Here is a 26,062-nt window from a genome sequence, read left to right as displayed (position 1 = left end):
CCTGACCAGACGGCTTGCTAGCCCTGACCTCCCCGCCCCAATCGATAACCCCAGCATAGGCGGGCTATCCTTAATGGGATCTCATCACGGAGGTAGTCAAAATGAGGCTCATGTTGTTGTTGGCAGGCCTGCTCTTCGCCGGCACTGCCTTCGCGTTTCACTGTCCCATGGACATGAAGAGGATTGACGATGCCCTGGCCGCGGGCCCTCCCATCAGTGCCGAGCGGCTGGCGGAGGTGAAGCAGCTGAGGGCCGAGGGCGAGACCCTGCACAAGGAGGGCAAGCATCAGGAGTCCATAGATACCCTGGCCAAGGCCATGACCCTGCTTGGCATCGACAAGACCTGATCCCGCCTGCACATCCTGGCGACGAGAGGCATCATCCGGCCGGTGATGCCCAACGCAGAGGCGATACAAACAACAAGGCCCTCGCCATGGCGAGGGCCTTGTCATGCGGGAGCCGTATCACGCTCATCGAGCAAACGGTATGCCGCTTACTCTCCCTCGATGCGATAGATGCGGTTCTTGCCAGCCCGTTTGGCCTGATACATCGCATTGTCGACCATGGCCAGCAGCTCCTCGGGGGTGCGGCCATTGCTGCTGCCGATGCCGGCACTGAAGGTGACCAGCATCCCCTTCTCCCGCCACTTCAGCTCGCTGACGCGGCAACGCCACTGCTCCATCAGCAGCTCGGCCTCCGCCAGCGTGCCGTGTTCGAAGAGGGCGACCAGCTCCTCGCCGCCGTAACGGCACAGGGAAGCACTCTCACCCAACAGCTCCTGACCCAGCTCGACGCTGCGACAAAGCGCCGCATCTCCGCCGGTATGGCCATAGACATCGTTGATCTGCTTGAAGTTATCCAGATCGACCAGGGCCAGCACGAAGGGGCTTCCCTCCTCATGCAGCTGACGAAGGCGCCCATCCAGGAAGCGTCGATTGTAGATGCCGGTCAGGGCGTCCCTGTGTGCCATGTCAAACGACTCTTGCAGGTGATCAGACACCTGATTCAGCGCCTGATCCAGCAGCGCCATCTCCGGGAACACCGGCAGGACGCTCGATGAGGGACCCCCCATTGCGCCGGCACCGAGTTGGCGGATCCGGTTGACCAGGCTGTCGATGAGCACCAGCAACCGTAGGCGGAAGAAGGCCGACATGGTGATGAAGAGCGCGCAGGCGACGACCAGCAGCCCCAGGGCGAGGCTGCCCCCCAGCACGGCCACCGAATCTCGCCTTGGCTGGACAGTGATGGCCAGCCAATGTTCACGCTTGGGTAGCGTCCCATAGGCCACATACTCGTTGCTCTGCTCCGAGTAGAAGGAGCCGGATTGCGAGGTCAGGCGCGCCAGCCAGGGGGCCTGCAATATCTGGCCGTTGTAGGCCGACTGCGAGCTCACCAGGATCTGGTTGGTGCGGCGATCAATCACCATGTGGCTCAAGGCGTTGTCCCCGTACAGCATGTCTCTGAGCATCTGCGACCATTCCGCGACGTTCACATCGGTGCCGATGACACGGGCCCCCTCCTGCTGGCCATCCGTCAGCCGATGGGCGAGGGTCAGGATATAGTCGCCGGTTAAGATGTCCTGATAGGCCGGCGTCCAGTAAAACGTCCGGGCCGCCAGCGCCCCCTTGAACCAGGCGCGGGAGTTCACATTGACCCTGGCGTTCACCCAGGCCTGATCCGCCTCCTCGCTGCCGGAGAAGAAGCGTCCGGTCGAGTCGGCATAGAAGATCAGCGTGATCAAGGAGTCGAGGGCGGCCTTGTTACCCCAGAGTTCGCGGTATTCCTGCCGGGCCCGAGTCGACGAGATCACCGGGTTCAGTTTGTCCGCGGTAACCTCGACGGCCATCAGCTGCTCGATGTGATCGAGCATTCTCGCCTCGGCGACCACGGCCATGCTGTTGAGACTGACCAGCTTCTGCTCAACGACCACCCCATGGTTGTAGACCGAGAGGGCAAACATGCCACCGATCCCGAGCAGCATCGGCAAGGCCAACAGCCAGAGATAGCCCGTGATAAAGGCAAAATTTTTCTTCGTGCGTTTGAAAATCAACATACTTGGGGTCCTGCTCATCACCTCGTGGTGCAACCTGCATGCGGCATGGCCCCATCGGAGGGCGCACAGTATGCCGCCATCACTTTAGGGGTAGTGAATCATTTTCCCGACCTCATTCAACTGTGATTCAGGCAACTTTTTCATCGAAATGAGGTTTCGTTAAGTGGAACAGAGAGATAGGAGATATTTTCTGGTTAAAAAAAACCAGTAGGCAAGCCCGCCGGTTTCGCCCTCCGCGAGGAGGTATCCTGGAACAAGGGGACAAACGGAGCACTTCGTCGGCAGACAGCGCCATCGGCAGGGGCTTTAATGAACATCACCCTGCCCGTGTCTCCCCTTGGTGTCCCCCATCGCCCGGGGCTAGACCCGGCCGCTGTAGACCAGGGTGCAATAGTTGAAGGCTATCTGGCCATCGACGGCGCAGCGGGCAAACTCGCGGCGGATCAGCGCCGTCAGTCCCTCATAGGCCGGTGTGCCCATGGCGGGCGCATAGGAGGAGGAGTTGAGCCGCCCCAGTACCCCATCGAGGTCGAACAGCTGGCGGTTCTCGAAACGATCGAGCCGATAGTCCCCCTCGAAGAAGGCGCGAAAATCGGCCTCGCCGAGATTGCGATGGTTCACCTCCTCATAATCCCCGGAATAGGTGCGCAGCCCCGCCTCATAGGCCTCGAGGAAGTGGGTATTGGTCAGCCTGTCGTTCCAGATCAGCGCAACCCGGCCACCGGGCCTGAGCAGCCGACGACATTCGGCTTTGAAGGCGGCGCGGTCGAACCAGTGGAAGGCCTGGGCGACGGTGACGAGATCCACGGCGCCCGCAGGCAAGCCGGTGGCCTCCGCACTGCCACTGTGCCAGCTGAGGTTGCCGGCCCCCGCCAACAGCCGCTCGGCGGCGCTGCGCATCTCGGCATTGGGCTCCACCGCCCACAGCTGACTCACCCTGGGCGCCAGCAGCGCCGTCAGTATGCCGGTGCCCGCCCCTATGTCGGCGACCACAGCCGAGGGCCCCATGCCGAGCTCCTGCGCCAGAAAATCCAGCATGGCCGCCGGGTAGCCGGGGCGATACTTCACATAGGCCTCGACCCGGGCCGAGAATCGCTGGGTACTGTCCATTGCTCACTCCTCTCTGGTTATCTCTGTGCCAACCCTGCGCCACGCCGCCCACTGGCAATGATTCAGGCATGGGCGCGCGTCGCCCTCCCCTGGTGGCCAGATTCACTATGCCACTACACTCAACACAGCACGAGCACATCAGGTCGGCTATCCAGCACCGCAGGAGTCCCCATGCCGAGATCCCACTATCTACTCCCCCTCATCGCGGCCCTGCTGAGCGGATGCGGCGCCGAGGTGGTTGGCACGGCCGTGATCAACGGGAAACTGCAGGCAGAGCAGGCGGAACAAGCCAAGGTGCAGGCGGAGCAGCTCAAACTGCAGCTCGATGAGGCCATGAGAGCCACCCAGGCTGCCGCTTCCGCGGCCAACGCCCAGTAAACACACCGCCCCGTACCGGCTCACCCCTTTACCCGACTCGCATCACCACAGGAGGATTGCCATGAGAAGAGTCATCGTCTCTGCCTTTGTGTCCCTCGACGGCATCATGCAAGCCCCCGGCGGGCCAAAAGAGGACCCCACCGGCGGCTTTGCCCTTGGCGGCTGGATGTTCAACTATGCGGACGACAGCATGGACATCTCGGCCGCGGGCTTCGACGGCAAGGATCGCGAGCTGCTGCTCGGGCGCAGAACCTACCAGATCTTCGAGGCCTACTGGCCTTATCAGCCCCATGATCACCCCATCGCCAAGACGCTCAACGCCGCGAAGAAACACGTCGCCTCGCGCACCCTGACGCGGCTCCAGTGGCACAACTCGAGCCTGCTTGAGGGCGATGTCGTCGCGGCTGTCATCGCCCTCAAGGGCCAGCCTGGCCCCGATCTGCAGGTGATTGGCAGCGGCAACCTGATCCAGACGCTCCAGGCCGCGACCCTGGACCCGTCGCTGGGTATGCCACTGCCGGGTATGCCGCTGATAGACGAGTACCACCTCTGGACCTTTCCGGTGGTGCTTGGCCGGGGCAAGCGCCTGTTCGGCGAGACGGCCAGGCCATCGGCACTGCGGCTGGTGCGCTCCCGGGTGTCAGACTCCGGCGTGCTGATGAGCACCTATGTGCCAGACGGCGATATCCAGCCCGGCACCTTCCCCGGCAGCGCACCGAGCGAGCTGGAGTTGGCCAGGCGCCAACGGATGGCCAATGATAAATGGTGACGAAAAAGGACCCGCCTCCCTTGTGGCGGCGCAGGACGGCCTATCAGGATGGAGAAATGACATGAATACCCCCGCAAAGAACACCATTTGCCTCTGGTATGACGGCGACGCAGAGGAGGCGGCGCAGTTCTACGCCAGCACCTTTCCCGACTCCTCCGTCGGTGCCGTCTACCATGCGCCTTGCGACTTTCCGTCTGGCAAGCAAGGGGATGTGCTGACGGTCGAGTTCAGGGTGATGGGGATCCCCTGCCTCGGGCTCAATGGCGGACCCGGGGTCAGGCACAACTGGGCGTTCTCGTTTCAGGTCGCCACCCAGACCCAAGCCGAAACGGATCACTACTGGCACGCCATCATCGACCACGGCGGCCAGGAGAGCGAGTGCGGCTGGTGCCAGGACAAGTGGGGCATCTCCTGGCAGATCACCCCGGTCGCGCTGTTGCAGGCGATCACCGATCCCGACCCCGCCGCCGCCAGGCGCGCGTTCGAGGCGATGATGCAGATGAGAAAGATCGACATCGCGACCATAGAGGCGGCGCGCCGCGGCTGAGATTATTATCGCCTCAGGACGCATCTCGTATAAAAACAAAGCCCTCGCCAACTGGCGGGGCTTTTACTGGGGATAAAACGGCTGGTTCAAGTGGGAAACTGATTGCCTATCAAATGCCATATCAGGCACCGTACCACAAACCTTTAGTCAGACAACATCACCTCGATAAAGGCCTTGGCCGCCGCGGTCAGGGTTTTATGGAGGCATAGAACAGCGAAAAAACGCGCAGGCGCCCGCGCAGTTCCGGCATGATTTCCACCAGAGTGCCGCGCGCAATCCGCTCGGCGACGATGAAATCATAAGCCTGACAAATACCCAGCCCGCTCTCTGCCAGCGACACGACACCGAGGGGATCATCTGTGACCTCCAGCGCGGCCTCCGGCATCCAATCCACATCCACGCCCCCCTCGCACAATTGCCAGGGGAGCGCGCGGCCGGTGCTGGGGATCAAAAACAGAATACAGCGATGGGTTTTTAATTCCGCCAACGAAGAAGGCATGCCCATGCGCTCGATATAGTCGGGCGCCGTGAATAGCCCCAGGGGTACCTCTTCCAGCTTGCGCGCCAGCTCGTTACGGCTTGGATGGATACTGCTCAAAATAGCGACCGGCCAGTGCCTGCGCCGCTGCCAGTGCGGCGGGGGGCAATTCCTTGGCCACAGCGTCGCGCCACTCAGCCGCCTTGCCACTGCCGTTGGCCGCGGCAACCGAGAACCAGGCATATGCCTGTTTGACATCCTTCGGCACCCCTTGGCCGCTGGCATACATCATCCCCAGGCTGGTTTGCGCCCCGGCATACCCCTGTTCGGCGGCCTTGCGGTACCAGGCCGCGGCCTGCTTGAAGTCCTTTGGCACCCCATCGCCGCGGTAATACATCACCCCCAGGCTGGTTTGCGCCCCGGCATACCCCTGCTCGGCGGCCTTGCGGTACCAGGCGACCGCCTGCTGGTCATCTTTTGGTACCCCCTGCCCGTGTTCATACATCACCCCCAGACTGGTTTGCGCATTGACCTCACCCTGCTCGGCGGCCTTGTGATACCAGGCGAGCGCCTGCTTGAAGTCCTGTGGTACCCCATCGCCGTGGTAATACATCAGGCCCACATTGTTTTGCGCATCGGCATCCCCCTGCTCGGCGGCCTTACGGTACCAGACGAGCGCCTGCTGGTCGTCCTGTGGCACCCCTTCACCCCGTTCATACATCACGCCCAGATTGAACTGCGCTTTGGCATATCCCTGCTCGGCGGCTTTACGATACCAGGCTAACACCTGCAGGAAGTCCTGTGGCACCCTTTGGCCGCGGTAATTCATCACCCCCAGGTTGTTCTGCGCCATGGCATACCCCTGTTCGGCGGCTTTGCTGATCCAGGCGAGCGCCTGCTTGAAGTCCTGTGGCACCCCTTCGCCGTTGTAATACATTACCCCCAGGTTAAATTGCGCATGGGTATCCCCTTGCTCGGCTGCCTTGCGATACCAGGCAGCGGCCTGCTTGAAGTCCTGTGCTACCCCCTGGCCGCGGTAATACATCAGTCCCAGGTTGTATTGCGCCCCGGCATCCCCCTGCTCGGCGGCTTTGCGGTACCAGGCGAGCGCCTGCTGGTCGTCCTGTGGCACCCCTTTGCCGTGGTCATACATCACGCCCAGGTTGAATTGCGCATTGGCCTCCCCCTGCTCGGCGGCTTTGCGATACCAGGCGAACGCCTGCTTGTCGTCCTGAGACACCCCTTGGCCGGTGGCATACATCAGGCCCAGGCTGCTTTGCGCCTTGGCATCCCCCTGATCGGCGGCTTTACTACTCCAGGTGAATGCCTGCTTGAAATCCTCTGGCACCCCTTGGCCGGTAGCATGCATCAGGCCCAGGTTAAATTGCGCCTGGACATCCCCTTGTTCGGCGGCCTTGCGATACCAGGCCGCGGCCTGCTTGTAGTCCTGTGACCCCCCTTGACCGCGGTAATACATCAGGCCGAGGTTGTATTGCGCCCCGGCATCCCCCTGCTCGGCGGCCTTGCGGTACCAGGCAAGCGCCTGCTTGAAGTCCTGCGGCACCTCTTCGCCCGTGGCATACATCAGGCCCAGGTTAAATTGCGCCTTGGCATCACCCTGCTGAGCCAGAGCGACAACATCGCCTGCCGGGGCCTTCACGCTGGCTTTCTCTTGCTTGTCTGTTGTCGGCTCCGCTTGCCGATCGGGGCAACCGGTTACCAGCAACACCGCCAACAACGGTGCCAACATCGTTTTTTTCATCCCTGGATACCGCCCTGCTGATGTTTGTTCCCCTTTCGCATTGTAGTGCAGCCGGTTATTGAGTCTCCAATCACCACGGGATGGATGGCGCTGCCAGAACTCGGTGGCCTGGTGCAACCACAGAGCGCAGTCTCGATGGATGTCCGGCTGGGTGGATTGAGAGTCCTCAGGGGAGTTTTATTGCGAGCGATGAACATGCCGCGGCCTTGTTGATCAAGGCCGAGACCGGGCCACCACCAACGCCGCCAGAATACGAATAAAAAAGACCCTGCCAATGCAGGGTCCTCTAGTTTCCAACTTCAATGTCACGATTTCCAACTTAAATGGCCGTGATCATCACCACCTGATCACGACCATTTAAGTTGGAAACAGGCAGGTCAAAAAATTCAATAAGTTATCGATACCCAATGTGACATTTAAGTTGGAAACTCAAAAGCGAACCTCCACCTGTACCACAAGCAAATAAGGCATTGAAGTTGGAAACCAATCTCCGTTTGACCTGATAGCGTTCATGTAACTTAATTACAAAAATAGGTGACTATTGCAGGTGGCTTCACCTGCGAGGCGGGCAGCGAAAAATCCACTTCGATGCATAACGCCTCACGGTTGAAGTCGTCTATCACATTGAACAACCGTACCGATGCGTATTCCGGCCAAGTTGAACAGCGATTCCGGAATCTGTGTACACCATTTCCGGAAAGGATGCCGACAGGGAGTACTCGAGCAGAAGCTGAGCTTTGAGGGGAGGCATCTTTTCGACTCGCCGAACAAGCCAGCAGCCAAGCACAGCACAGCACAGCACGGCACGGCACGGCACGGCACGGCACGGCAGTTATCATGCCCACAGGTCGAATCATGACCGTTCATTTGGCTCCAGAGTACGTGTCCAGAGCAGTCCGGAATAGGTGTTCATTTACGGCCGGAATATGCAACCGAGCGGCCATCAGACAGTTGGGCATGCATGAAGTCCATCGACCAGCAACTATTGGACCGCCAACGCCGCCGGTTTGGCACGTACCAGCCGTTTCCTGGGCTTTATCCGCAAGTTGAGTGCCAGTTCCAGATAAATCCGGTGAGCTAAAGATCCTGTATATGAATGGATATTGATGAACTCGATTACCATTCGCTGACCACTTTTTTACTTTGTGTGTCGGGTGTACCGGACGCTCTCCGCCGTTTTTTTCCTGCTAACTTGGCAAGTTGAAGTGGTGAGACGGGCACTGGGGGCAGGAAGCTATCAAGCTGGTCGGCAATATTCATTGCTCGCATCAATCTGACGACGGTGACTAGATCGGCATTGCCTGTCTCGGCGTGGATCACTTTCTTGCGAGTCACACCTGCCAGTGTTGCAAGTGCTGCCTGAGTGATATTGAGATTCAACCGTACCCGCTGCAATCTCACCCCCAGCTCTTGGGTGATAGCATCGACAGGATCGCTATTGGAGATGTTCATGTTATGTTCCATTATCGGGACACTGGAGCCTTTTTATGCCGTTAAGTTCCATATATGGAACATAATAGAAATGACGAGTAACACCGTCAAGGTTCCTTTTGGGGAACTAATTTGGCAATAAATGCCATATAAATCCGTTTTCAGCTCTATCGTATTTGCTAAATATTCAACGGGCCACCGTACAACAGGCGGGTCATCGAGAAGCCTCAGGAGCAGTAACATGACGCATCAAACCCTCACCGTAGAAAATAGCCGCATTCGCGTCACCGTCAGCCGCGACCTAGCCGATCAATTCCTGCCAACGGGCGTTATCGGTCGCGATGAATCCCCCGGTCAGGCGCAACGTGGTCGTCTGCTTTCTGCCGCGATGGGCAAATTGGCCAGCGCAACCGAATTGCGCCTTCGGCTCACTAACGCTATCGAGCTGGCTGATGTACTCGCGCTGGCCCACAAGCTCCTGGTGCGTGATTATCTGGAGGAGCACAGTCACTACAACGTCAACGAGGTGATCATGCGCCTCGAAGAGGGTCATCTCATGCACAAATACATGGCCCAAGAGGTCACGCTTGCCAACGAGTATGCTCGCGGTGTCTTGAAGCCAATTTCGCAAGACGACGCCCGTCTTTACGTGGCGTCAAAGGTGATGGCTGGGGTGCTCTCCCCCCATGAATGCAGGCAACTGGAAACCCGCGTTGAGCTATTGCTGAGCCGCATTGGCATCGATGCAACAGAGGCCCTGGATAAAGCCCGTCACGCCTTGCAAGCGCAGGCCAACATCGCGCACTACTATCACATGTGTCGTGCCAATATGACGGGTTGGGAGATTGAGGTCATCGGGGAACTACCGGCCCAAGTGGGCCTATCTCGGTTGCTGCCAAAGGACGATTGATGTATCGCAATCCCAGACCCGATAAAGTCTGCTGATACAGGGTTTTATCGTTTCCAATTTTAATGACCGCGAGCACCCATGAATCGCTCTAAAAAGATCAAATCTGATCTGTTTTGTAATTTAATTGCATATTTTATGGACGAGAATAAAAAAGACCCTGCCAATGCAGGGTCTTCTAGTTTCCAGCTTAAATGGCCGTGATTACTTGGCGTAATCCTCGGTCGGGATGCAGGAGCAGAACAGGTTGCGATCGCCATAGACGTCGTCGATGCGGTTGACCGAGGGCCACAGCTTGGCGGCGCGCACGGCGTCGGAGGGGAAGACCGCCTCGGCGCGGCTGTAACCGCGTGCCCACTGCTCGTCCATCACATCATCCTGGGTGTGGGGCGCGTTGACCAACGGGTTGTCGGTCAGGCTCCAGTGGCCGTCCTGCACCTTGCCGATCTCGGCGCGGATGCGGGTCATGGCCTCGACGAAGCGATCCAGCTCGCGCTTGGATTCGGATTCGGTCGGCTCGACCATCAGGGTGCCCGCCACCGGGAAGCTCATGGTCGGCGCGTGGAAGCCGTAGTCCATCAGCCGCTTGGCCACGTCCATCTCGCTGATGCCGGAGGCTTCCTTGAGCGGACGGATGTCCAGGATGCACTCGTGGGCCACGCGGTTGTTGCGACCGGTGTAGAGCACGGGGAAGGATTCCCCCAGCTTCTTGGCCAGGTAGTTGGCGTTGAGGATGGCGACCTGGGTGGATTTCTTCAGCCCCTCGTCACCCAGCATGGCGATATACATCCAGCTGATGGGCAGTATGCTGGCCGAACCGAACGGAGCCGCGGAGACGGCACCGTTGTTACGGCTCTCCTTGTCGGTCTTGACCACCGCATGACCGGCCACGAACGGCGCCAGGTGCTGCTTCACGCCGATGGGGCCCATGCCAGGGCCGCCACCGCCATGGGGAATGGCGAAGGTCTTGTGCAGGTTCAGGTGCGACACGTCCGCGCCGATAAAGCCCGGTGCGGTGAGGCCCACCTGGGCGTTCATGTTGGCACCGTCGAGGTACACCTGACCGCCATATTGGTGAACGATGTCGCACACCTCCTTGATGGTCTCCTCGTACACCCCGTGGGTGGAGGGGTAGGTCACCATCAGGCAGGAGAGCTGATCCCCCACCTCGGCGGCCTTGGCACGCAGATCGTCGAGATCCACGTTACCGAACTTGTCGCAGGCGGTGACGATGACCTTGAGGCCCGCCATCTGGGCGGAGGCCGGGTTGGTGCCGTGGGCCGATGCCGGGATCAGGCAGACGTCGCGATGGCCTTCGCCGCGGGACTCGTGGTACTTCTTGATGGCCAAGAGGCCCGCGTATTCGCCCTGGGCGCCGGAGTTCGGCTGCATGCAGACGGCGTCATAACCGGTCACCTTCACCAGCCAGTCTTCGAGGTCTGCCAGCAGCAGCTGGTAACCCTTGGTCTGGGCCAGCGGAGCGAAGGGGTGCAGCTTGCCAAACTCGGGCCAGGTCACCGGGATCATCTCGGCGGTGGCGTTGAGCTTCATGGTACAGGAGCCGAGCGAAATCATGGCGTAGTTCAGGGCCAGATCCTTGGCTTCGAGACGGTGGATGTAGCGCAACATCTCGGTCTCGGAGTGGTACTTGTTGAACACCTCGTGAGTCAGCACCGCATCGCTGCGCAGCAGATCCTGCGGGATGGCCTGATGAGCCTGCGCCTTGGCATCCAGTGCCTCGACATCCAGTCCGTGCCCTTGGCCCAGGAAGAGGTCAAACAGCTCGGCCACGTCGCCGCGGGTGGTGGTCTCGGACAGGGAAACCCCGACGGCGCCATCCAGATCGGCCCGCAGGTTGATGTGCAGAGCCTCGGCCTTGGCGATCAGGGCTGCCTTGTCGGCACTCATGACAGTGATGGTATCGAACCAGCTGTCGTGCTTGAGGTTCAGCCCCTTGGCCTTGAGCCCCAGCGCCAGGATGCTGGTCAGACGGTGCACCCGGGAGGCGATGGTTTTCAGCCCCACCGGGCCGTGGTAGACGGCGTAGAAGCTCGCCATGTTGGCCAGCAGCACCTGAGCGGTACAGATGTTGGAGTTCGCCTTCTCGCGGCGGATATGCTGTTCACGGGTCTGCATCGCCATGCGCAGCGCAGATTTGCCACGGGAATCCTTGGAGACGCCGATGATGCGACCCGGCATGGAGCGCTTGTAGGCGTCGCGGGTGGCGAAGAAGGCGGCGTGCGGGCCACCGTAACCCATGGGCACGCCGAAGCGCTGAGCGGAGCCGAACACCACGTCGGCCCCCAGCTCACCCGGGGATTTCAGCAGCAGCAGGGAGAGCATGTCGGCGCCGACGCAAGCCAGCCCCTTCTGGGCCTGGACCGCGGCGATCAGGGCGCGCAGATCGGTCACATTCCCGGTGGTACCCGGGAACTGGAACATGGCACCGAACACCTCCTCGCTCACCGCCTGGGCGGCCGGGCCGACGCTCACGTCGAAGCCGAAGTGCACCGCGCGCTCCTTGACCACGTCGATCACCTGGGGGTGCACGTCGTCGGCCACGAAGAAGAGGTTGGATTTGGACTTGGCCATGCGCTTGGCGAGCGCCATGGCTTCGGCGGCGGCGGTGGCCTCATCCAGCAGGGAGGCGCTGGCCAGATCCATGCCGGTCAGATCCAGGGTGAGCTGCTGGAAGTTGAGCAGCGCCTCGAGACGGCCCTGGGCCAGCTCCGGCTGATAGGGGGTATAGGCGGTGTACCAGCCCGGGTTTTCCAGCACGTTACGCAGGATGACGTGGGGCACGTGGGTGTCGTGATAACCCATGCCGATGTAGCTCTTGGCGATCTGGTTCTGGGCGGCGTAGCCCTTGAGCTTGGCCAGCGCCTCGACTTCGGTCATGGGGGCACCGATGCCGAGCGGGCCCAGGCGGCGGATGGCGGCGGGGACCGTCTGTTCGATCAGATCGTCCAGGCTCTCGGCACCCACTTCGGCCAGCAGGGCACGCAGTTCTTCCTCACCCGGGCCGATGTGGCGACGGATGAAATCGGTTTTTTGCTCGAGTTCAAACAGTGACTGGGTCATTTCCCTATTCCTGATAGATGTTCCTGATAGCCGGCACGGGCCGACTCCACTCATGTTCTGGGCACCGCGGGCACTCTTCTGGCGCGGGCGGCACCGGATGCTGCGGGAGCATCGGCGGGGGGTCGCGATGCTGGCGCCGGCTCACCCCCCTGATGCGGGTGACAAGCGGATTGGCGCGGGCGACTTCACCCCGTCCACCTAGCGACGGACGCCGGTGGGCTGTCATACAAAAAAGCCCTGCAAATCATTGCAGGGCCCGACAGTCTTACTCTTCGTCTACCACGTTCTGGTAGCCTTCGGCATCCAGCAGGTTGGCCAGCTCAGCGGCGTCATCCAGCTTGATGCGGAACAGCCAGCCGGCGCCGTAGGGGTCGGAGTTGACCAGCTCGGGGCTGCCTTCCAGCTCTTCGTTGATGGCGATGATCTCGCCGCTCACCGGGCTGTAGATGTCGGAGGCGGCTTTCACCGATTCGGCCACGGCGCAGTCTTCACCGGCGCCAATTTGCTTGCCCACTTCCGGCAGATCGACAAACACCATGTCTCCCAGCAAGTCCTGGGCGTGTTCGGTGATACCGACCACGGCCTCACCGTTGGCTTCAACACGGACCCACTCGTGGGAGGTGGCATATTTCAGTTCGCTCGGGATATGGCTCATTTGTGCTTCCTTTATGCTCTTGGATCGCTTCAACAAAAATGGTTCGGCGAAGGGGCACCCCTTCGCCGCGATGGATGATTACACCAGGGGCTGGCCGTTACGGACGAAGGCCGGCTTGGTGACTTTGACGGTGACCAGCTTCTTGCGGATCTCCACCTGGGCCTCGGCGCCGATGTCACGGGGCACCCGCGCCAGGGCAATACTGTAGCCCAGGGTGGGGGAGAAAGAGCCGGAGGTGATCACACCTTCGCGAGACTCACCGCTGGCGCTGGTGAAGGTGATCGGCATGCCGGCACGCAGCACCCCTTTCTCTTCCATCACCAGGCCCACCAGCTTGGGCTGGGTACCGGCGGCCTTCTGGGCCTCCAGCGCGGCGCGGCCGATAAACTGGCGGTCACCAGGTTCAAAAGCCAGGGTCCAGGCCATGTTGGCGGCGAGCGGGCTGATGCTCTCGTCCATGTCCTGGCCGTAGAGGTTCATGCCGGCTTCCAGACGCAGGGTGTCACGGGCACCCAGGCCGCAGGGGGCCACGCCGTTATCCAGCAGCGCCTGCCACAGGGCACAGGCCTGCGGCTCGGGCACCACGATCTCGTAGCCATCTTCCCCGGTGTAGCCGGTGGTGGCGATGAACAGATCCCCCGCCTGCACGCCGAAGAAGGGCTTCATGCCGGCGACGGCCGCGTTTTGCTCGGCGTTGAACACCTTGGCCGCCTTGGCCTTGGCGTTGGGGCCCTGCACCGCGATCATGGCGAGCTCGGGGCGCTCGGTCACACTCACGGCGAAGTCGATGGCGTGGTGGCGGATCCAGGCCAGATCCTTGTCGCGGGTGGCGGAGTTCACCACCAGGCGGTAGAAGGTATCGGTCAGGTAGTAGGTGATGAGGTCATCGATGACGCCACCGTCCGGATTGAGCATGCCGCTGTAGAGGGCCTTGCCGGGGACGGTGAGCTTGGCCACGTCGTTGGCCAGCAGGTGTTGCAGGAAGGCTTTGACCCGCTCGCCGGTCAGGTCGACGATGGTCATGTGGGAGACATCGAACATGCCCGCATCGGTGCGCACCGCGTGGTGCTCTTCCAGCTGGGAGCCGTAGTTGATGGGCATTTCCCAACCGTGGAAGTCCACCATCTTGGCGCCAGCTTCCAGGTGTTTGGGATGCAGTACAGTAGTCTGGATCATCGCTGTGTTTCCTTAAGCGTTAGCGACAACACTCGCAATCCGTCCCATCTCGCTTGAACATCAGGAAGGGAGACAGGATCACAAGGTCTGTGCTCGTTCCCGCCCTTGCGGGCAAGAGTGATTCCTTGAACGGAGCGGATTATATGACAAGAGCGCTAGGGCGCCGCTCAAAAAAAACTAATCCGCTCACGGCAAACTGACACCAGACACTAAGGTAAAAACAGTGATAAAAACAGTACATGACCGACATTTGCGAGATTTAATGTTGATTTTTACCGTTCCGTCACAATTTGCAGAAAAACGTTTCGCCTGGCGCCAACATTAAAGGCTGACACCCCGCAGGGGCAATCAGCCTCGTCAGATTAGTTTTGTTGTTAAAAACCCCGAGTAATATTAGATTTTTTCACCCTTGGCTAGCGCCGGCGGCTCGCCGTCCGGCCCGGATCACCCTCTTACTTCAGCCGGGTCGGCAAATTTTTCCCCTTGGCCAAGGCGGGTAACTCACCGTCCAGCCCCATGGCGGCCCGGATCACCCCTTGCTTGAGCGGCGTCAGCCCATCGACCGCCCGCAGCCCCACCCCGCGCATCAGCTTCTTGAGCGGATGGTTGCCGCTGAACAGCCGCTTGAGCCCCTCCATCGCCGCCAGCATGCGGGCGGCCTCGCTCTTGCGCCAGCGCTCGTAGCCGCGCAGGTTGGCCAGCAGGCCGATGTCCACCCCCGCGCTGTGGCTGCGCAGCAGTTGCTCGGCCAGGGCCGCCGCATCCAGCAGGCCCAGGTTGACCCCCTGCCCCGCCAGCGGATGTATGGTGTGGGCCGCATCCCCCACCAGCACCAGCCGTTCGCGGGCAAAATCGCGGGCATAGCGGGCGGTGAGCGGGATGGCGCTGCGGGCCCCCTCCACCTTGCACAGTCCCAGCCGGCCGTCGAATGCCGTGGTGAGCTGGCGGTTGAACTTTTCGTCATCGCAGGCGCACAGCGCCTCGGCGCGGGCGGCGGGCACCGACCAGACGATGGAGCAGAGATCTGGCTGCCACAGGGGCAGGAAGGCGAGCGGGCCGTCCGGGGTGAAGATCTGGCGCGCCACCGCCTCATGGGGCTCCTGGGTGCGCACCGTCGCCACCAGGGCGTGGTGGCCATAATCCCAGCTGGTGAGCGGGATGTCGGCCTGGCGACGCACCCAGGAGTGGGCCCCGTCGGCCGCCACCACCAACCTGGCCGAGAGGGCACGGCCGTCGTCCAGCAGCAGGACTGAGCCCGCCGGGCCGCTCTGCAGGCTGGCGGCCCGGGCCGGGGTGAGCAGGCTGATGTTGCTCGCCCCCGCAATGGCATCCAGCAGCGCCAGCTGGATGACCCTGTTCTCGACGATGTGGCCGAGTGCCGGTTGGCGCAGACTGGCGGCATCGAAGTCGATATGGCCGAAGCTGTCCTGCTCCCACACCTGCATCCTGTCGTACGGCTGCAGGCGCCGCGCCGCGATCCCGGCCCAAGCACCGACCCCTTGCAGTATCTGCTGGCTGGCGAGGCTCAGGGCGCTGACCCTGTTGTCCGGCGCGTCCCCGAGCGCGGGATCGGGCAGTTGCCCCTCCACCACCACCACCTTGAGCGCACTCTCCCTGAGCGCGGCGGCGAGCCCAAGGCCCACCATGCCACCACCCACGATCACCACATCCACCGTCTGCATTTGCATCATCTATTTCCTTTCATACCCGGCCGCACCGGGCCACCGGGAACATAAACCGGGGCAGGTCTGGCCTGCCGGTCGGACGCTCGACGCATCCCTCACCTTGTCGCCGTCTGGCTGACGAACCCCAGCGTCTGGGCTGCCAGCGGTGCCTTGAGGCAGGGCAGCCGTCCCATCAGGGAGAGCGCCAGGTTGCGGCCCGCCACCAGGGGTGCGTGGCCATTGGAGAAGAGCTGGGCCAGGGACGAGGTCAGCCAGATGGTGTGGGCCTGATCCTCCTGGCGCCGCCGCCAGTAGCGGCTCAGCACCCCGAAGCTGCCGATCTCTTCCCCGGCCGCCAGCGCCTGGGCCACCGCCTGGGTGAGCAAGTCCAGATCGCGCATGCCGAGGTTGAAGCCCTGCCCGGCGATGGGGTGCAGCAGATGGGCGGCATTGCCCACCAGCACGGTGCGCTGGGCCAGCGGGTAGTCGGCGGCGGTCAACACCAGTGGATAGAGGTGGCGCTGGCCGCTGCGCTCGAAGCGCCCGAGCCGCCAGCCAAAGGCCTGCTGCAGGTGGGTCAGGAAGGCGGCGTCATCCAGCGCCATCAGTGCATCCGCCTCGGCTCGGGCGACGCTCCACACCAGGGAGGAGAGCCCGTCCTGCATCGGCAGCAGCGCCAGCGGCCCCCCCTCGGTGAAACGTTCGAACGCCCGGCCGGCCGGATCTTGCGCCGTCCTGACGGTGGCGATGATGGCGCTCTGCTCGTAGTCGTGGCGGGTCACCGCCAACTTGAAGTGCTGGCGCACGAAGGAGTTGCCCCCATCGGCCGCCACCAGCAGCCTGCTCTGGTAACGCTCACCGCTCGCCAGGGTCAGGACCACCCCCTCTTCGAGCGGCTCAATGGCCGAGAGCTGGGCCGGGCAGCACATCCGGATATGGGGGCAGGCGGCGATCCCCCGCTGCAGCTCGATGCCCGCCGCCGACAACTCGATCACCTGACCGAGCGCGGGCAGTCCGTACTCCGCAGCCGACAGCCTGGCCTGGCCGGGATGACCCCTGTCCGAGACGTGGATGTCGGTGATGGGGGCGCAGTGAGGGGCGAAGCGGGACCAGAGACCGTGGCGCTCAAGCGCCTCGCAGGTACCGGCCGAGAGGGCGATGGCACGGGCATCGAAGCCGGGATGGGCATTGAGTTCGGGGGCGCTCGCCTCCAGCAGCAGGATCTGCAGGGGCGCACCGGTCGGCCCGCGCAGGGCCGCGAGGGAGAGCGCCAGCACGGCGCCACTCATACCACCGCCGACGATAGCCACATCGACGTGAACCAGAGAGGATTGAGACATGAGATGAGGGGAAGCAGCTAAAACATGGGCTCATGCTATCACAAAGCCGGGGGGCGGGATGCGAAGCCACGGGCAAAAACCGATTCTGGGCCATCGCTTAGCCGGGCAATCCGCTGCCAGGCTTGGCCCTCCCCAATACAACGCTCCCATACACAAAGAGCGCCCTTCGGCGCTCTTTTCATGCAATGACGGGCACAGTCCCGGAGATCAGTGCAGGGTCGGCGGCGTGTTCGGGGCATCGGGGCGCTTGCCGAACTCTTCGAAGGTCATCATGACCCCGAGGCGCACGTGCTCGTAGAGCACCAGGAAGGAAGCTTCGTTCTCGTCATCCTCCTGATCGAATTCGGCAGAGACCTGGGTGATGCTGGCGATATCCTGGATCATCTCCTGCAGCTCTTCCGAGGCCTTGGACAGCTCCTGCTGCACCACGCCGAAACCGGCAAGGAAGGCCTGGGACCAGTCCACCAGGGCGTCGATACGCTCATCGAGCGGCTCCTCGTCGCTTGGCAACAGCAGCTCGACCCCTTTCTGGGCCATCAGGCTCTCGATCACCTCGTGATAGAGATCGGTCATCAGCTGGCGCACCGGTGCCGGCAGGCCGAAACCGTCGTTGACCAGATCGTTGAAGGGGGGCAACCAGCTCTTGTCATCCAGTGCCACGCCACCGCAGACCAGGCCACAGATCACGCCATGGGCCTCGACAGCCGTAGCCATCAGCTCGTGCTGTTCCATCAGGTCGGCCACGACCGCGTATTTCGGGGGGTTCGTTTTGCTCATCGAAGATCCGCTCAAAGTTCAGGCAAATATGCAAAATTTATGGCAAGGATCCTAGCATTCTCCCCCTTCCAGGGCCAGCAAGGCCTTGAAACTTCTGTATCTGCGCTATATAGTCCCGCCCAGTTGTCCACGTGGATAAAGGCGGAAATCAGCCCCGCCGTATTGAGGAAGGCATGAGCATAGAGGCCGTAGAAATCGTCATCTTGGGACGTCCCTACAAGGTATCCTGTCCCCTGGGACAGCAGGATGCCCTGCGCCAGGCCGCCGACCAGCTGAGTGACAAGCTTATCGAGCTGCGTCAACGCTCCAAGGTCTCCAGCAATGAACAGCTTGCCATCATGGCGGCGCTCAACTTCTGTCATGAGCTCTGCCTTGAAAAAGACAAGAACCACCAATATTCTGAGACCATGGACAAGCGGATCAAGATGCTGCAGCGCACCATCGAAGCGGCCTTGATCGAGCATGGACAATATGGTGATTCCAGCGAGCAGGGCCTGCAGCCCTAAACGCGACCCGTTTTAAAATTCCCTGGGATGTGCGTCAGCCGGTTCAAGTCCCCGAGCCGATAATTATACCCAACAGGAGTTCTATCTTCTGACTATTGCGCATGCTCGGCCCGACCGAGAAGCCTGCGGTCAGTTTAGATCTCCGCCTTGAACTCACGGTTCAAGGGCCCAAACCGGCAACGGCATCTCCGGGGTACCTACAGTAAAAAGCCCGTCATCATGATGACGGGCTTTTTTTATCCGCGGCCCGCGCCCAGCCCCTCCAACACCGCAAAACCTCTATTAAAAATACGCACAATATCAATGTGATATCTATTTGTTATTTTTTTGTTACTTCATCCTTGCGAACTCTCCCGGTCTCACCTAAAAATGTAATCGATTACATTTTAAACACAGGAAGCTGGAATGAGCCGCACCCCCGCCCCCGTCAATCCCATCTCCATGGCCGCCGTGGCGGCGCGGGCCGGGGTGTCGGTCGCCACCGTCTCCAGGGTGCTGAACCATCAGGAGGGGGTCACCGGCAAGACCCAGGCCAAGGTCAACCTCGTCGTCGAGGAGCTCGGCTACCGGGTCAATCAGCTGGCCAACAGCCTGCGCACCGCCAGAAGCTGGCTGCTGCTCATCATGGTGCCCGACCTCACCAACCCCTTCTACATCGAGATAGTGCGCGGCATAGACCGGGTGGCCCGCCAGCACGGTTACTTCGTGCTGCTGTGCGACACCGGCGCCGATCCGGGCCGGGAGCGCTCGGCCTTCGAGCTGCTGCGCACCCACAGAGCCGACGGCGCCATCTGTCTGGATCCCGACTCCATCCAACTGGGGCTGAGCCAGGAGATCAACGCGCTGCCCTGGGTCGCCTGCTGTGAGTTTGACCCTGCCATGCCGGTTCCCTACGTGGGCATAGATAACCAGGCGGCGGCGGCGGAGGCGATCCGCTATCTGCTGAGCCGGGGCCACAGCCGCATCGCGCTGATAGGCGCGGATCCCGCCTACCTCTACGCCCGCCAGCGCGAGGCAGGGGTCCGCCAGGCCCTGGCAGAGGCCGGGCTGACCCTGAAGGAAGAGTGGAACATCCGGGTCACCAGCTTCAGCTTCCTGGCCGGGGCCGAGGCGGCGCAGCGCTTGCTCCGTTGCCCACAACGCCCGACCGCGGTCTTCGCCGTCGCCGATGCGCTGGCCATCGGCCTGATGCACAGCCTGCAAGAGGCGGGGCTGCGCATCCCGGACGACATCGCCATCATGGGCTTCGATGACATCGCCATGAGCGCCCAGCTCAATCCGCCGCTCACCACCATGGCGCAACCCATGGACGAGCTCGGTGCCGAGGCCGCCCGCCTGCTGCTGCAGCGCTTGAACGCCCCCGACACCCCGCTGACCAGCCGCCTGCTCCCCCATCGGCTCGTCAGCAGAGGGAGCGCCTGATGCAAGCCCCCACAAGCAGGCCATTCTGGCTGATCACAACAGGAGAAACTGATGAGCCTCAGTGTCGAATTTAGCGGCGTCTGCAAGGACTTTGGGCCCATCCGGGTGCTGCACGGGGTCGACTTCAGCCTGGCGCCGGGGCGGGTCTACGGCCTGCTGGGGGAGAATGGCGCCGGCAAGTCCACCCTGATGAAGATCCTCGCCGGTTACGAGCCGATCAGCGCCGGGCTGATCCGCATCGATGGCGAGGTGCGCGGCTGGCACTCCTCCCGCGAGGCGGAGCAGGCGGGCATAGTGCTGATCCACCAGGAACTCAACCTGGCCGAGCACCTCACCCTGACCCAGAACCTGTTCCTCGGCCATGAGCTGACCCGGGGCGGCCTGCTGGACGAGCGCACCATGGCGACCCAGGCACAGCACTATCTGGAGCTGGTCGGGCTGCAACGCGCCCCCGCCACCAGGGTGCGCCAGCTCATAGTGGCGGAGAAGCAGCTGGTGGAGATCGCCAAGGCGCTGTCACGCCAGGCCCGCCTGCTGATCATGGATGAACCGACCGCCACCCTGACCCCGGGGGAGACGGCGCGGCTGTTCGCCCTCATCGCCAGGCTCAAGGCGCAGGGCACCACCATCATCTACATCTCCCACAAGCTGGACGAGGTCCAGCGCATCACCGACGAGGTGGTGGTCATGCGCGACGGCCGCTTCGTCAGCCGGGGCGAGACATCGTCGTTCAGCCGTCAGCAGATGGCCAACCTCATGGTGGGGCGCGAGATGTCGGACATGTTCCCGCCCAGGCTGCTGCCGCCGGAGGGCACGGAGATCGCCCTCGCGGTGAGCGGGCTCTGCGTCCCCGGCTGGGTGGAGGATCTCGACTTTGAGGTGCGCAGCGGCGAGATCTATGGCTTCGCCGGGCTGGTAGGGGCCGGCCGCACCGAGGCCTTCGAGGCCATCCTCGGCTTGCGTGAGCGCAAGGCGGGCAGGATCCAGCTGGCAGGCAAGGAGGTGCGCATCGACAGCCCGCGCGCCGCCGTGCGCCAGGGGCTCACCTATCTGCCGGAGGATCGCAAGGGCAAGGGGCTGCACCTGCAGCTCGGGCTGGCCGAGAACCTCACCCTGATGACGCTGGCACGCTATGCCCACCCCTGGCTGGACAAGGGGGCGGAGCGGGCGGCCCTCAGCAAGGCTATCAATGATTTCGGCATCAAGGCCGGCTCCCACTCGGCCCGGGCCCGCATGATGTCGGGGGGCAATCAGCAAAAATTGGCCCTCGCCAAGTTTCTGCACCCGGACCCCAGGGTCATCGTCCTCGACGAGCCCACCCGGGGGGTGGATGTCGGTGCCAAACGTGACATCTATTTCCTGATCCAGCGACTGGCCGCCGAGGGGCGCGCCGTCATCGTCATCTCGAGCGAGCTGATCGAGCTGATCGGCCTGTGCCACAGAGTCGCCGTGCTGCGGGCCGGCCGCCTCCAGGCGGTGCTGCCCGCCCATCATCTGACCGAAGAGGAGTTGATCGCCTATGCAACAGGTACCCACTGAAAGCCGCAAAGAGCGGTTACTCTCCCTGCTATCGGGCACGGGCCCGCTGCTGGGGCTGATCCTGCTGTGCCTGCTCGGGACCCTGCTCAACCCCGATTTCGCCACCCTGGACAACCTGCTCAACGTGCTGACCCGCACCGCCTTCATCGGCATCATAGCGGTGGGCATGACCTTCGTGATCATGTCCGGCGGCATCGATCTCTCGGTCGGCGCCATGGCCGCCCTGATCGCCGGCGCCATGATCCTCGTCATGAACCGGCTCGGCGCCGGGGCGCTGGCGGATGCCCCCCTGCTGGTGGTGATCCTCGGCATAGGGCTGGCCCTGCTGCTCGGCCTGTTGTTTGGCGCCGGTCACGGCCTGCTCATTACCAGGGGCAAGATTGAGCCCTTCATCGTCACCCTCGGCACCCTCGGCATCTTTCGGGCCGTCCTGACCTATCTGGCCGATGGCGGCGCCCTGACCCTGGACGATGCCCTCAGCGATAGCTACAGCCCCGTCTATTACGGCAGCCTGCTGGGCGTTCCCATCCCGGTCTGGGTCCTGCTGCTGGTGGCGCTGGCGGGGGGGCTGCTGCTCAACCGCACCGCCTTCGGCCGCCATGTGCAGGCCATCGGCTCCAACGAACAGGTGGCGCGCTATGCTGCCATCCGGGTCGATCAGGTCAAGCTGATCACCTATGCGCTGCTCGGGCTCTGCGTCGGCATCGCCACCCTGCTCTATGTGCCGCGTCTCGGCTCCGCCACCCCCACCACCGGGCTGCTGTGGGAGCTGGAGGCCATCGCCGCCGTGGTGGTGGGGGGCACCTCCCTCAAGGGGGGCGAGGGGCGCATCTTCGGCACCCTGGTGGGTGCCATACTGCTGTCGGTCATCAGCAATATCCTCAATCTGACCAGCATCATCAGTGTTTACCTCAATGCCGCCGTGCAGGGCATCGTGATCATCATGGTCGCCTTCATGCAACACAGGCGTTGAGACTGTTGTGGACAGGAAGGCGAAGAAACGGCAGTGAAACGAGCGGCGGGGTCTTCCCTCGCCAGCGACAAGGAACGGGCGCAAGCCCAACAGTCAAGAGGCTATCAAGATGAACAAGATGCTACATACCCTGGGCGCCTGCGCCCTTATGATCGCTGCCGGCAGCGCCTCGGCGGCCGAGAAGATGACCCTGGGGGTCTCCATCCCGACCGCGACCCACAGCTTCACCGCCGGCATCGTCTGGTGGGCCAACAAGGCCAAGGAGGATCTGGAGAAGGTCAATCCCGATCTCAAGGTGATCGTCAAGACCGCCGCCAATGCCCCAGAGCAAGCCAACCAGCTGCAGGATCTGCTGACGGTCAACAAGATAGACACGCTAGTCATCTTCCCGTTTGAGTCAGCCTCCCTGACCAAGCCGGTCGCCCAGGTCAAGCAGAAGGGGGTCTATGTCACCGTGGTCGATCGGGGGCTGACCGACGTCAGCGCCCAGGATGCCTACGTGGCCGGGGATAACACCGCCTTTGGCAAGCTGCCGGCCGAGTTCATGGCCAAGACCCTCAACGGCAAGGGAGACATAGTCGCCCTGCGCGGCATTCCGACCACCCTGGACAACGAGCGCTTCGAGGCCTTCAGCGGGGTGATGAAGCAGCATGGCGGCATCAAGATCCTCGACGCCAAATATGGCAACTGGAACCGGGATGATGCCTTCAAGGTGATGCAGGACTTCCTGACCCGCTTCAAGCACATCGACGCCGTCTGGGCCGCCGATGACGACATGGCGGTGGGGGTGCTCAAGGCCATCGATCAGGCCAAGCGTACCGACATCAAGCTGGTGTTTGGTGGCGCCGGGGCCAAGGGGGCGATCAAGACCCTGATGGACGGCAGCGATCCTCGCATCCAGGCCAACGTCTCCTACTCCCCCAAGTTCATGTATGACGCCATCATGCTGACCGCAGAGGCCCGCCTCAAGGGCGAGCGCCTGCCGGCCAACACCATCATCCCCTCGGTGCTGATCACCCCGCAAACGGCCAAGGAGTTCTACTTCCCCGACTCCCCGTTCTAAGGGATGGCTGGCGACCGGAGGCTCCGGTCGCCAGCCTGTCGTCCTGAGACTCATCCCTCTTCTTATTCAGGAGTGCCCATGAAGACCATCAAGGGACCGGCCATCTTCCTCGCCCAGTTCATGGGGGAGCAGCCGCCATTCGATACGCTCACCGGCCTGGCAGACTGGGCCGCCGGCCTCGGCTTCCAAGGCCTGCAGCTGCCGACGGACCCGCGCCTGTTCGATCTGGGCCTGGCGGCTGGCAGCCAGGATTATTGCGACGAGATAAGCGGCCTGCTGGCCGAGCGGGGGCTGGTCATCACCGAGCTCTCCACCCATCTGCAGGGCCAGCTGCTGGCCGTCCACCCCGCCTATGACAGCCTGTTCGATGGCTTCGCCCCGGCGGCGGTGCGCGGCAAGCCCGCCGCCCGCACCCAATGGGCCGCCGACCAGCTCAAGGCGGCCGCCCTCGCCTCCCGCCGGCTCGGACTCAACGCCCACGTCACCTTCTCCGGCGCCCTCGCCTGGCCCTATCTCTATCCCTGGCCCCAGCGGCCCGCCGGGCTCATCGAGGAGGCCTTCGCCGAGCTGGCCCGGCGCTGGCTCCCCCTGCTGCAGGCCTTTGACGAGGCCGGGGTCGATGTCTGCTACGAGCTGCATCCGGGGGAGGACCTATTCGATGGCACCACGCTGGAGCGCTTCCTCGAGGCGACCGGCGAACATCCTCGCGTCAACGTACTCTACGACCCCAGTCATATGCTGTTGCAGCAGCTCGATTACCTCGCCTTCCTCGACCACTATCACGAGCGGGTGCGCGCCTTCCACGTGAAGGATGCCGAATTCAGGCCGTCGGGGCGGCAAGGGGTCTATGGGGGCTACGCCCCCTGGCTGGCGCGGGCGGGACGCTTTCGCTCCCTGGGGGATGGCCAGATCGACTTTGGCGCCATCTTCAGCAAACTCGCCCAGTACGACTACCCCGGCTGGGCCGTGCTGGAGTGGGAGTGTGCCCTCAAGCACCCGGAGGATGGCGCCGCCGAGGGGGCCGACTTCATCCGCCGTCACCTGATCCGGGTCGCCGAGCGCCCCTTCGATGACTTCGCCGGCAGCGGCCTGGCGCGGGAGGCGGTCAGAAGCCTGCTCGGCCTCGGCGATAGCTTGAGCGGTAATTCGGGCGGCAAGATGGGAGAGAAAAAATGACGAGACGACTGCGTCTGGGCATGGTGGGGGGCGGCCAGGGGGCCTTCATCGGCGCCGTGCATCGGCTGGCGGCCCGCATGGACGATCACTATGAGCTGCTTGCCGCGGCCCTCTCCGCCGATCCCGCCAACGCCCGGACGAGCGCCCTCGCCCTAGGGCTGGATCCGGCCCGCGCCTACGAGGATTACGCCAAGATGGCCCAGGCTGAGGCGGCCCGGCCCGACGGCATCGAGGTGGTGGCCATCACCACCCCCAACCACCTGCACGCCCCGGTGGCGCGCGCCTTTCTCGAAGCCGGCATCCACGTGATCTGCGACAAGCCGCTGGCGCTGACCCTGGCCGAGGGGGAGGAGCTCGCCCGGCTCGCCCGCCAACAGCGGCGATTGTTTGCCCTGACCCATACATACTCCGGCTACCCCATGGTGCGCCACGCCCGCGAGCTGGTCGCCGCCGGTGAATTGGGTGAGCTGCGCTACGTGCAGGTGGAGTACCTGCAGGACTGGCTCGCCAACCCCATCCCCGCCGGTCAGAACAAGCAGGCGGACTGGCGGGCCGATCCGGCCCGCGCCGGACGGGCGGGTTGCCTCGCTGACATCGGCACCCACGCCTACCAGCTGGCGGCCTTCATCACCGGGCAACTGCCGAGCGAGCTCGCCGCCCTGCTGCACAGCTTCGTGCCGGGGCGGCTGGTGGACGATCATCTGCAGGTCTGGTTGCGCTACCCCAAGGGAATGCGCGGGTCGCTCAACGCCAGCCAGGTCGCCAGCGGCGAGGAGAACCGGCTGCAGATCCGCCTCTATGGCGACAAGGCCAGCCTCATCTTTCGGCAGGAGGAGCCCAATGCGCTCTGGCTGACCCCCATTGGCGGGGCCAGCCAGCGGCTGACCCGGGGCCGGGTGGAGAGTGCGGCGGCGCGCCACGCCAGCCGGGTGCCCGCCGGTCATCCCGAGGGCTATCTGGAGGCCTTCGCCCAGCTCTACACAGACGCGGCCTTGCAGATCCACGCCCTGGCAGCCGGTCTGGCGCCGCCCCCCGAGAGCCTGGCCCTCACCACGGTGGAGGACGGGGTGGCGGGGATGCGCTTCATCGAGGCCAGCCTGGCCAGTCACGCCGCCGGGCGCTGGCTCAAGATCTCCTGACGCCTGAATGGCAGCAGGAGGGGCCTATCGCTAGCAGCCCGGACGGCGGCCCTCCCCCTGCTGGCACCAACACCGGACAATAAAAAGCCCGCCGACGAGGGCGGGCTCTTCACCTA

At 63.0% G+C, this 26,062-nt stretch carries 23 protein-coding genes, 1 other RNA gene and 1 pseudogene; 13 read left to right on the top strand and 12 right to left on the bottom strand.

All coding sequences use genetic code 11. From position 1 onward, the window contains the following. The first annotated feature begins 101 nt into the window (after positions 1 to 101). Entirely contained in the window at positions 102 to 347 is a 246-nt protein-coding gene (locus KW821_RS06870) for a hypothetical protein (protein ID WP_042652418.1), read from the top strand. Positions 348 to 493: 146 nt separating this feature from the next. Here the strand turns inward: KW821_RS06870 and KW821_RS06865 are convergent, their stop codons facing one another. Both KW821_RS06865 and KW821_RS06860 read right to left on the bottom strand, forming a co-directional pair. After that, entirely contained in the window at positions 494 to 2,053 is a 1,560-nt protein-coding gene (locus KW821_RS06865; RefSeq protein ID WP_042652419.1) for a diguanylate cyclase, read from the bottom strand. Positions 2,054 to 2,413: 360 nt separating this feature from the next. After that, a complete protein-coding gene (locus tag KW821_RS06860; RefSeq protein WP_218290911.1) occupies positions 2,414 to 3,163 on the bottom strand; it encodes a class I SAM-dependent methyltransferase in 750 nt (249 codons plus the stop codon). Positions 3,164 to 3,334: 171 nt separating this feature from the next. Between KW821_RS06860 and KW821_RS06855 the strand changes: the two genes are divergently transcribed. The 3 genes from KW821_RS06855 to KW821_RS06845 all read left to right on the top strand — a co-directional run bounded on the left by KW821_RS06855 (position 3,335) and on the right by KW821_RS06845 (position 4,857). Continuing rightward, positions 3,335 to 3,541: a hypothetical protein gene (locus KW821_RS06855; RefSeq protein WP_218290910.1), complete on the top strand. Its 207-nt coding sequence runs from the start codon at positions 3,335 to 3,337 to the stop codon at positions 3,539 to 3,541. Between the two features lie 61 nt (positions 3,542 to 3,602). Continuing rightward, on the top strand, positions 3,603 to 4,310 hold the full coding sequence (locus tag KW821_RS06850) for a dihydrofolate reductase family protein (RefSeq protein ID WP_218290909.1): 708 nt from the start codon (positions 3,603 to 3,605) through the stop codon (positions 4,308 to 4,310). Positions 4,311 to 4,371: 61 nt separating this feature from the next. Then, on the top strand, positions 4,372 to 4,857 hold the full coding sequence (locus KW821_RS06845) for a VOC family protein (RefSeq protein ID WP_218290908.1): 486 nt from the start codon (positions 4,372 to 4,374) through the stop codon (positions 4,855 to 4,857). A 187-nt stretch (positions 4,858 to 5,044) separates the two neighbouring features. Here KW821_RS06845 and KW821_RS06840 read toward each other — a convergent pair whose 3' ends face one another. The 4 genes and pseudogenes from KW821_RS06840 to KW821_RS06825 form a co-directional block, all read right to left on the bottom strand. Continuing rightward, positions 5,045 to 5,455, bottom strand: coding sequence for a LysR substrate-binding domain-containing protein (locus tag KW821_RS06840; protein ID WP_052445683.1), 411 nt, complete (start codon positions 5,453 to 5,455; stop codon positions 5,045 to 5,047). Then, positions 5,430 to 7,085, bottom strand: coding sequence for an SEL1-like repeat protein (locus tag KW821_RS06835; protein WP_218290907.1), 1,656 nt, complete (start codon positions 7,083 to 7,085; stop codon positions 5,430 to 5,432). The genes KW821_RS06840 and KW821_RS06835 overlap by 26 nt, the downstream gene beginning before the upstream one ends. A gap of 945 nt (positions 7,086 to 8,030) precedes the next feature. Beyond that, positions 8,031 to 8,172: pseudogene (locus KW821_RS06830) on the bottom strand (IS3 family transposase); the annotation flags it as partial. A gap of 41 nt (positions 8,173 to 8,213) precedes the next feature. Next, positions 8,214 to 8,549, bottom strand: coding sequence for a helix-turn-helix transcriptional regulator (locus tag KW821_RS06825; RefSeq protein WP_042652424.1), 336 nt, complete (start codon positions 8,547 to 8,549; stop codon positions 8,214 to 8,216). A gap of 220 nt (positions 8,550 to 8,769) precedes the next feature. Here KW821_RS06825 and KW821_RS06820 point away from each other — a divergent pair, with 220 nt between their 5' ends. Then, positions 8,770 to 9,438, top strand: a complete 669-nt coding sequence (locus KW821_RS06820; protein ID WP_218290906.1) for a hypothetical protein — start codon at positions 8,770 to 8,772, stop codon at positions 9,436 to 9,438. Positions 9,439 to 9,639: 201 nt separating this feature from the next. Here the strand turns inward: KW821_RS06820 and gcvP are convergent, their stop codons facing one another. From gcvP to KW821_RS06790, 6 genes are all read right to left on the bottom strand, one after another. Next, complete coding sequence (gcvP, locus tag KW821_RS06815) at positions 9,640 to 12,516, bottom strand: aminomethyl-transferring glycine dehydrogenase (protein ID WP_218290905.1); 2,877 nt, start codon at positions 12,514 to 12,516, stop codon at positions 9,640 to 9,642. A gap of 265 nt (positions 12,517 to 12,781) precedes the next feature. Beyond that, positions 12,782 to 13,171: a glycine cleavage system protein GcvH gene (gene gcvH / locus KW821_RS06810; RefSeq protein ID WP_042652427.1), complete on the bottom strand. Its 390-nt coding sequence runs from the start codon at positions 13,169 to 13,171 to the stop codon at positions 12,782 to 12,784. Positions 13,172 to 13,249: 78 nt separating this feature from the next. Next, complete coding sequence (gene gcvT, locus KW821_RS06805) at positions 13,250 to 14,347, bottom strand: glycine cleavage system aminomethyltransferase GcvT (protein ID WP_218290904.1); 1,098 nt, start codon at positions 14,345 to 14,347, stop codon at positions 13,250 to 13,252. Between the two features lie 452 nt (positions 14,348 to 14,799). Next, positions 14,800 to 16,035 (bottom strand): FAD-dependent 2-octaprenylphenol hydroxylase, encoded by a 1,236-nt coding sequence (locus KW821_RS06800; RefSeq protein WP_218290903.1) that lies wholly within the window; start codon positions 16,033 to 16,035, stop codon positions 14,800 to 14,802. A gap of 92 nt (positions 16,036 to 16,127) precedes the next feature. Further along, positions 16,128 to 17,351, bottom strand: a complete 1,224-nt coding sequence (ubiH, locus tag KW821_RS06795) for a 2-octaprenyl-6-methoxyphenyl hydroxylase (protein ID WP_218290902.1) — start codon at positions 17,349 to 17,351, stop codon at positions 16,128 to 16,130. Positions 17,352 to 17,558: 207 nt separating this feature from the next. Beyond that, positions 17,559 to 18,128, bottom strand: coding sequence for a UPF0149 family protein (locus tag KW821_RS06790; RefSeq protein WP_042652431.1), 570 nt, complete (start codon positions 18,126 to 18,128; stop codon positions 17,559 to 17,561). A gap of 173 nt (positions 18,129 to 18,301) precedes the next feature. On the opposite strand from KW821_RS06790, the gene zapA reads away from it, so the two are divergent. The 8 genes from zapA to KW821_RS06750 all read left to right on the top strand — a co-directional run bounded on the left by zapA (position 18,302) and on the right by KW821_RS06750 (position 25,946). After that, entirely contained in the window at positions 18,302 to 18,634 is a 333-nt protein-coding gene (gene zapA, locus KW821_RS06785; protein ID WP_042652432.1) for a cell division protein ZapA, read from the top strand. A 16-nt stretch (positions 18,635 to 18,650) separates the two neighbouring features. Beyond that, positions 18,651 to 18,833: non-coding RNA, 6S RNA (gene ssrS / locus KW821_RS06780), on the top strand. Between the two features lie 206 nt (positions 18,834 to 19,039). Then, the gene (locus KW821_RS06775; protein WP_218290901.1) at positions 19,040 to 20,056 is read left to right on the top strand and encodes a LacI family DNA-binding transcriptional regulator; all 1,017 of its coding nucleotides are present in this window, start codon (positions 19,040 to 19,042) and stop codon (positions 20,054 to 20,056) included. A gap of 51 nt (positions 20,057 to 20,107) precedes the next feature. Continuing rightward, complete coding sequence (locus tag KW821_RS06770) at positions 20,108 to 21,595, top strand: sugar ABC transporter ATP-binding protein (RefSeq protein WP_218290900.1); 1,488 nt, start codon at positions 20,108 to 20,110, stop codon at positions 21,593 to 21,595. After that, complete coding sequence (locus tag KW821_RS06765; RefSeq protein WP_218290899.1) at positions 21,576 to 22,568, top strand: ABC transporter permease; 993 nt, start codon at positions 21,576 to 21,578, stop codon at positions 22,566 to 22,568. Before KW821_RS06770 ends, KW821_RS06765 begins: the two co-directional genes overlap by 20 nt. Positions 22,569 to 22,677: 109 nt before the next feature. After that, the gene (locus KW821_RS06760) at positions 22,678 to 23,631 is read left to right on the top strand and encodes a substrate-binding domain-containing protein (protein WP_218290898.1); all 954 of its coding nucleotides are present in this window, start codon (positions 22,678 to 22,680) and stop codon (positions 23,629 to 23,631) included. Positions 23,632 to 23,709: 78 nt separating this feature from the next. After that, positions 23,710 to 24,807 (top strand): sugar phosphate isomerase/epimerase, encoded by a 1,098-nt coding sequence (locus KW821_RS06755; protein ID WP_218290897.1) that lies wholly within the window; start codon positions 23,710 to 23,712, stop codon positions 24,805 to 24,807. Further along, positions 24,804 to 25,946: a Gfo/Idh/MocA family protein gene (locus KW821_RS06750; RefSeq protein WP_218290896.1), complete on the top strand. Its 1,143-nt coding sequence runs from the start codon at positions 24,804 to 24,806 to the stop codon at positions 25,944 to 25,946. Before KW821_RS06755 ends, KW821_RS06750 begins: the two co-directional genes overlap by 4 nt. The last annotated feature ends 116 nt before the right edge of the window (positions 25,947 to 26,062 follow it).

Source organism: Aeromonas sp. sif2416 (assembly GCF_019218665.1).
Taxonomy (GTDB): Bacteria; Pseudomonadota; Gammaproteobacteria; order Enterobacterales; family Aeromonadaceae; genus Aeromonas; species Aeromonas encheleia.
The sequence above is the reverse complement of the archived record's forward strand: the minus strand, read 5'-3'. Positions and strand labels throughout refer to the sequence as shown.

Coding starts and splice junctions, on each gene's coding strand:
- KW821_RS06870 (WP_042652418.1), top strand. CDS start 102: ATGAGGCTCATGTTGTTGTTGGCAGGCCTGCTCTTCGCCGGCACTGCC.
- KW821_RS06865 (WP_042652419.1), bottom strand. CDS start 2,053: ATGTTGATTTTCAAACGCACGAAGAAAAATTTTGCCTTTATCACGGGC.
- KW821_RS06860 (WP_218290911.1), bottom strand. CDS start 3,163: ATGGACAGTACCCAGCGATTCTCGGCCCGGGTCGAGGCCTATGTGAAG.
- KW821_RS06855 (WP_218290910.1), top strand. CDS start 3,335: ATGCCGAGATCCCACTATCTACTCCCCCTCATCGCGGCCCTGCTGAGC.
- KW821_RS06850 (WP_218290909.1), top strand. CDS start 3,603: ATGAGAAGAGTCATCGTCTCTGCCTTTGTGTCCCTCGACGGCATCATG.
- KW821_RS06845 (WP_218290908.1), top strand. CDS start 4,372: ATGAATACCCCCGCAAAGAACACCATTTGCCTCTGGTATGACGGCGAC.
- KW821_RS06835 (WP_218290907.1), bottom strand. CDS start 7,085: ATGTTGGCACCGTTGTTGGCGGTGTTGCTGGTAACCGGTTGCCCCGAT.
- KW821_RS06825 (WP_042652424.1), bottom strand. CDS start 8,549: ATGAACATCTCCAATAGCGATCCTGTCGATGCTATCACCCAAGAGCTG.
- KW821_RS06820 (WP_218290906.1), top strand. CDS start 8,770: ATGACGCATCAAACCCTCACCGTAGAAAATAGCCGCATTCGCGTCACC.
- gcvP (WP_218290905.1), bottom strand. CDS start 12,516: ATGACCCAGTCACTGTTTGAACTCGAGCAAAAAACCGATTTCATCCGT.
- gcvH (WP_042652427.1), bottom strand. CDS start 13,171: ATGAGCCATATCCCGAGCGAACTGAAATATGCCACCTCCCACGAGTGG.
- gcvT (WP_218290904.1), bottom strand. CDS start 14,347: ATGATCCAGACTACTGTACTGCATCCCAAACACCTGGAAGCTGGCGCC.
- KW821_RS06800 (WP_218290903.1), bottom strand. CDS start 16,035: ATGCAAATGCAGACGGTGGATGTGGTGATCGTGGGTGGTGGCATGGTG.
- ubiH (WP_218290902.1), bottom strand. CDS start 17,351: ATGTCTCAATCCTCTCTGGTTCACGTCGATGTGGCTATCGTCGGCGGT.
- KW821_RS06790 (WP_042652431.1), bottom strand. CDS start 18,128: ATGAGCAAAACGAACCCCCCGAAATACGCGGTCGTGGCCGACCTGATG.
- zapA (WP_042652432.1), top strand. CDS start 18,302: ATGAGCATAGAGGCCGTAGAAATCGTCATCTTGGGACGTCCCTACAAG.
- KW821_RS06775 (WP_218290901.1), top strand. CDS start 19,040: ATGAGCCGCACCCCCGCCCCCGTCAATCCCATCTCCATGGCCGCCGTG.
- KW821_RS06770 (WP_218290900.1), top strand. CDS start 20,108: ATGAGCCTCAGTGTCGAATTTAGCGGCGTCTGCAAGGACTTTGGGCCC.
- KW821_RS06765 (WP_218290899.1), top strand. CDS start 21,576: ATGCAACAGGTACCCACTGAAAGCCGCAAAGAGCGGTTACTCTCCCTG.
- KW821_RS06760 (WP_218290898.1), top strand. CDS start 22,678: ATGAACAAGATGCTACATACCCTGGGCGCCTGCGCCCTTATGATCGCT.
- KW821_RS06755 (WP_218290897.1), top strand. CDS start 23,710: ATGAAGACCATCAAGGGACCGGCCATCTTCCTCGCCCAGTTCATGGGG.
- KW821_RS06750 (WP_218290896.1), top strand. CDS start 24,804: ATGACGAGACGACTGCGTCTGGGCATGGTGGGGGGCGGCCAGGGGGCC.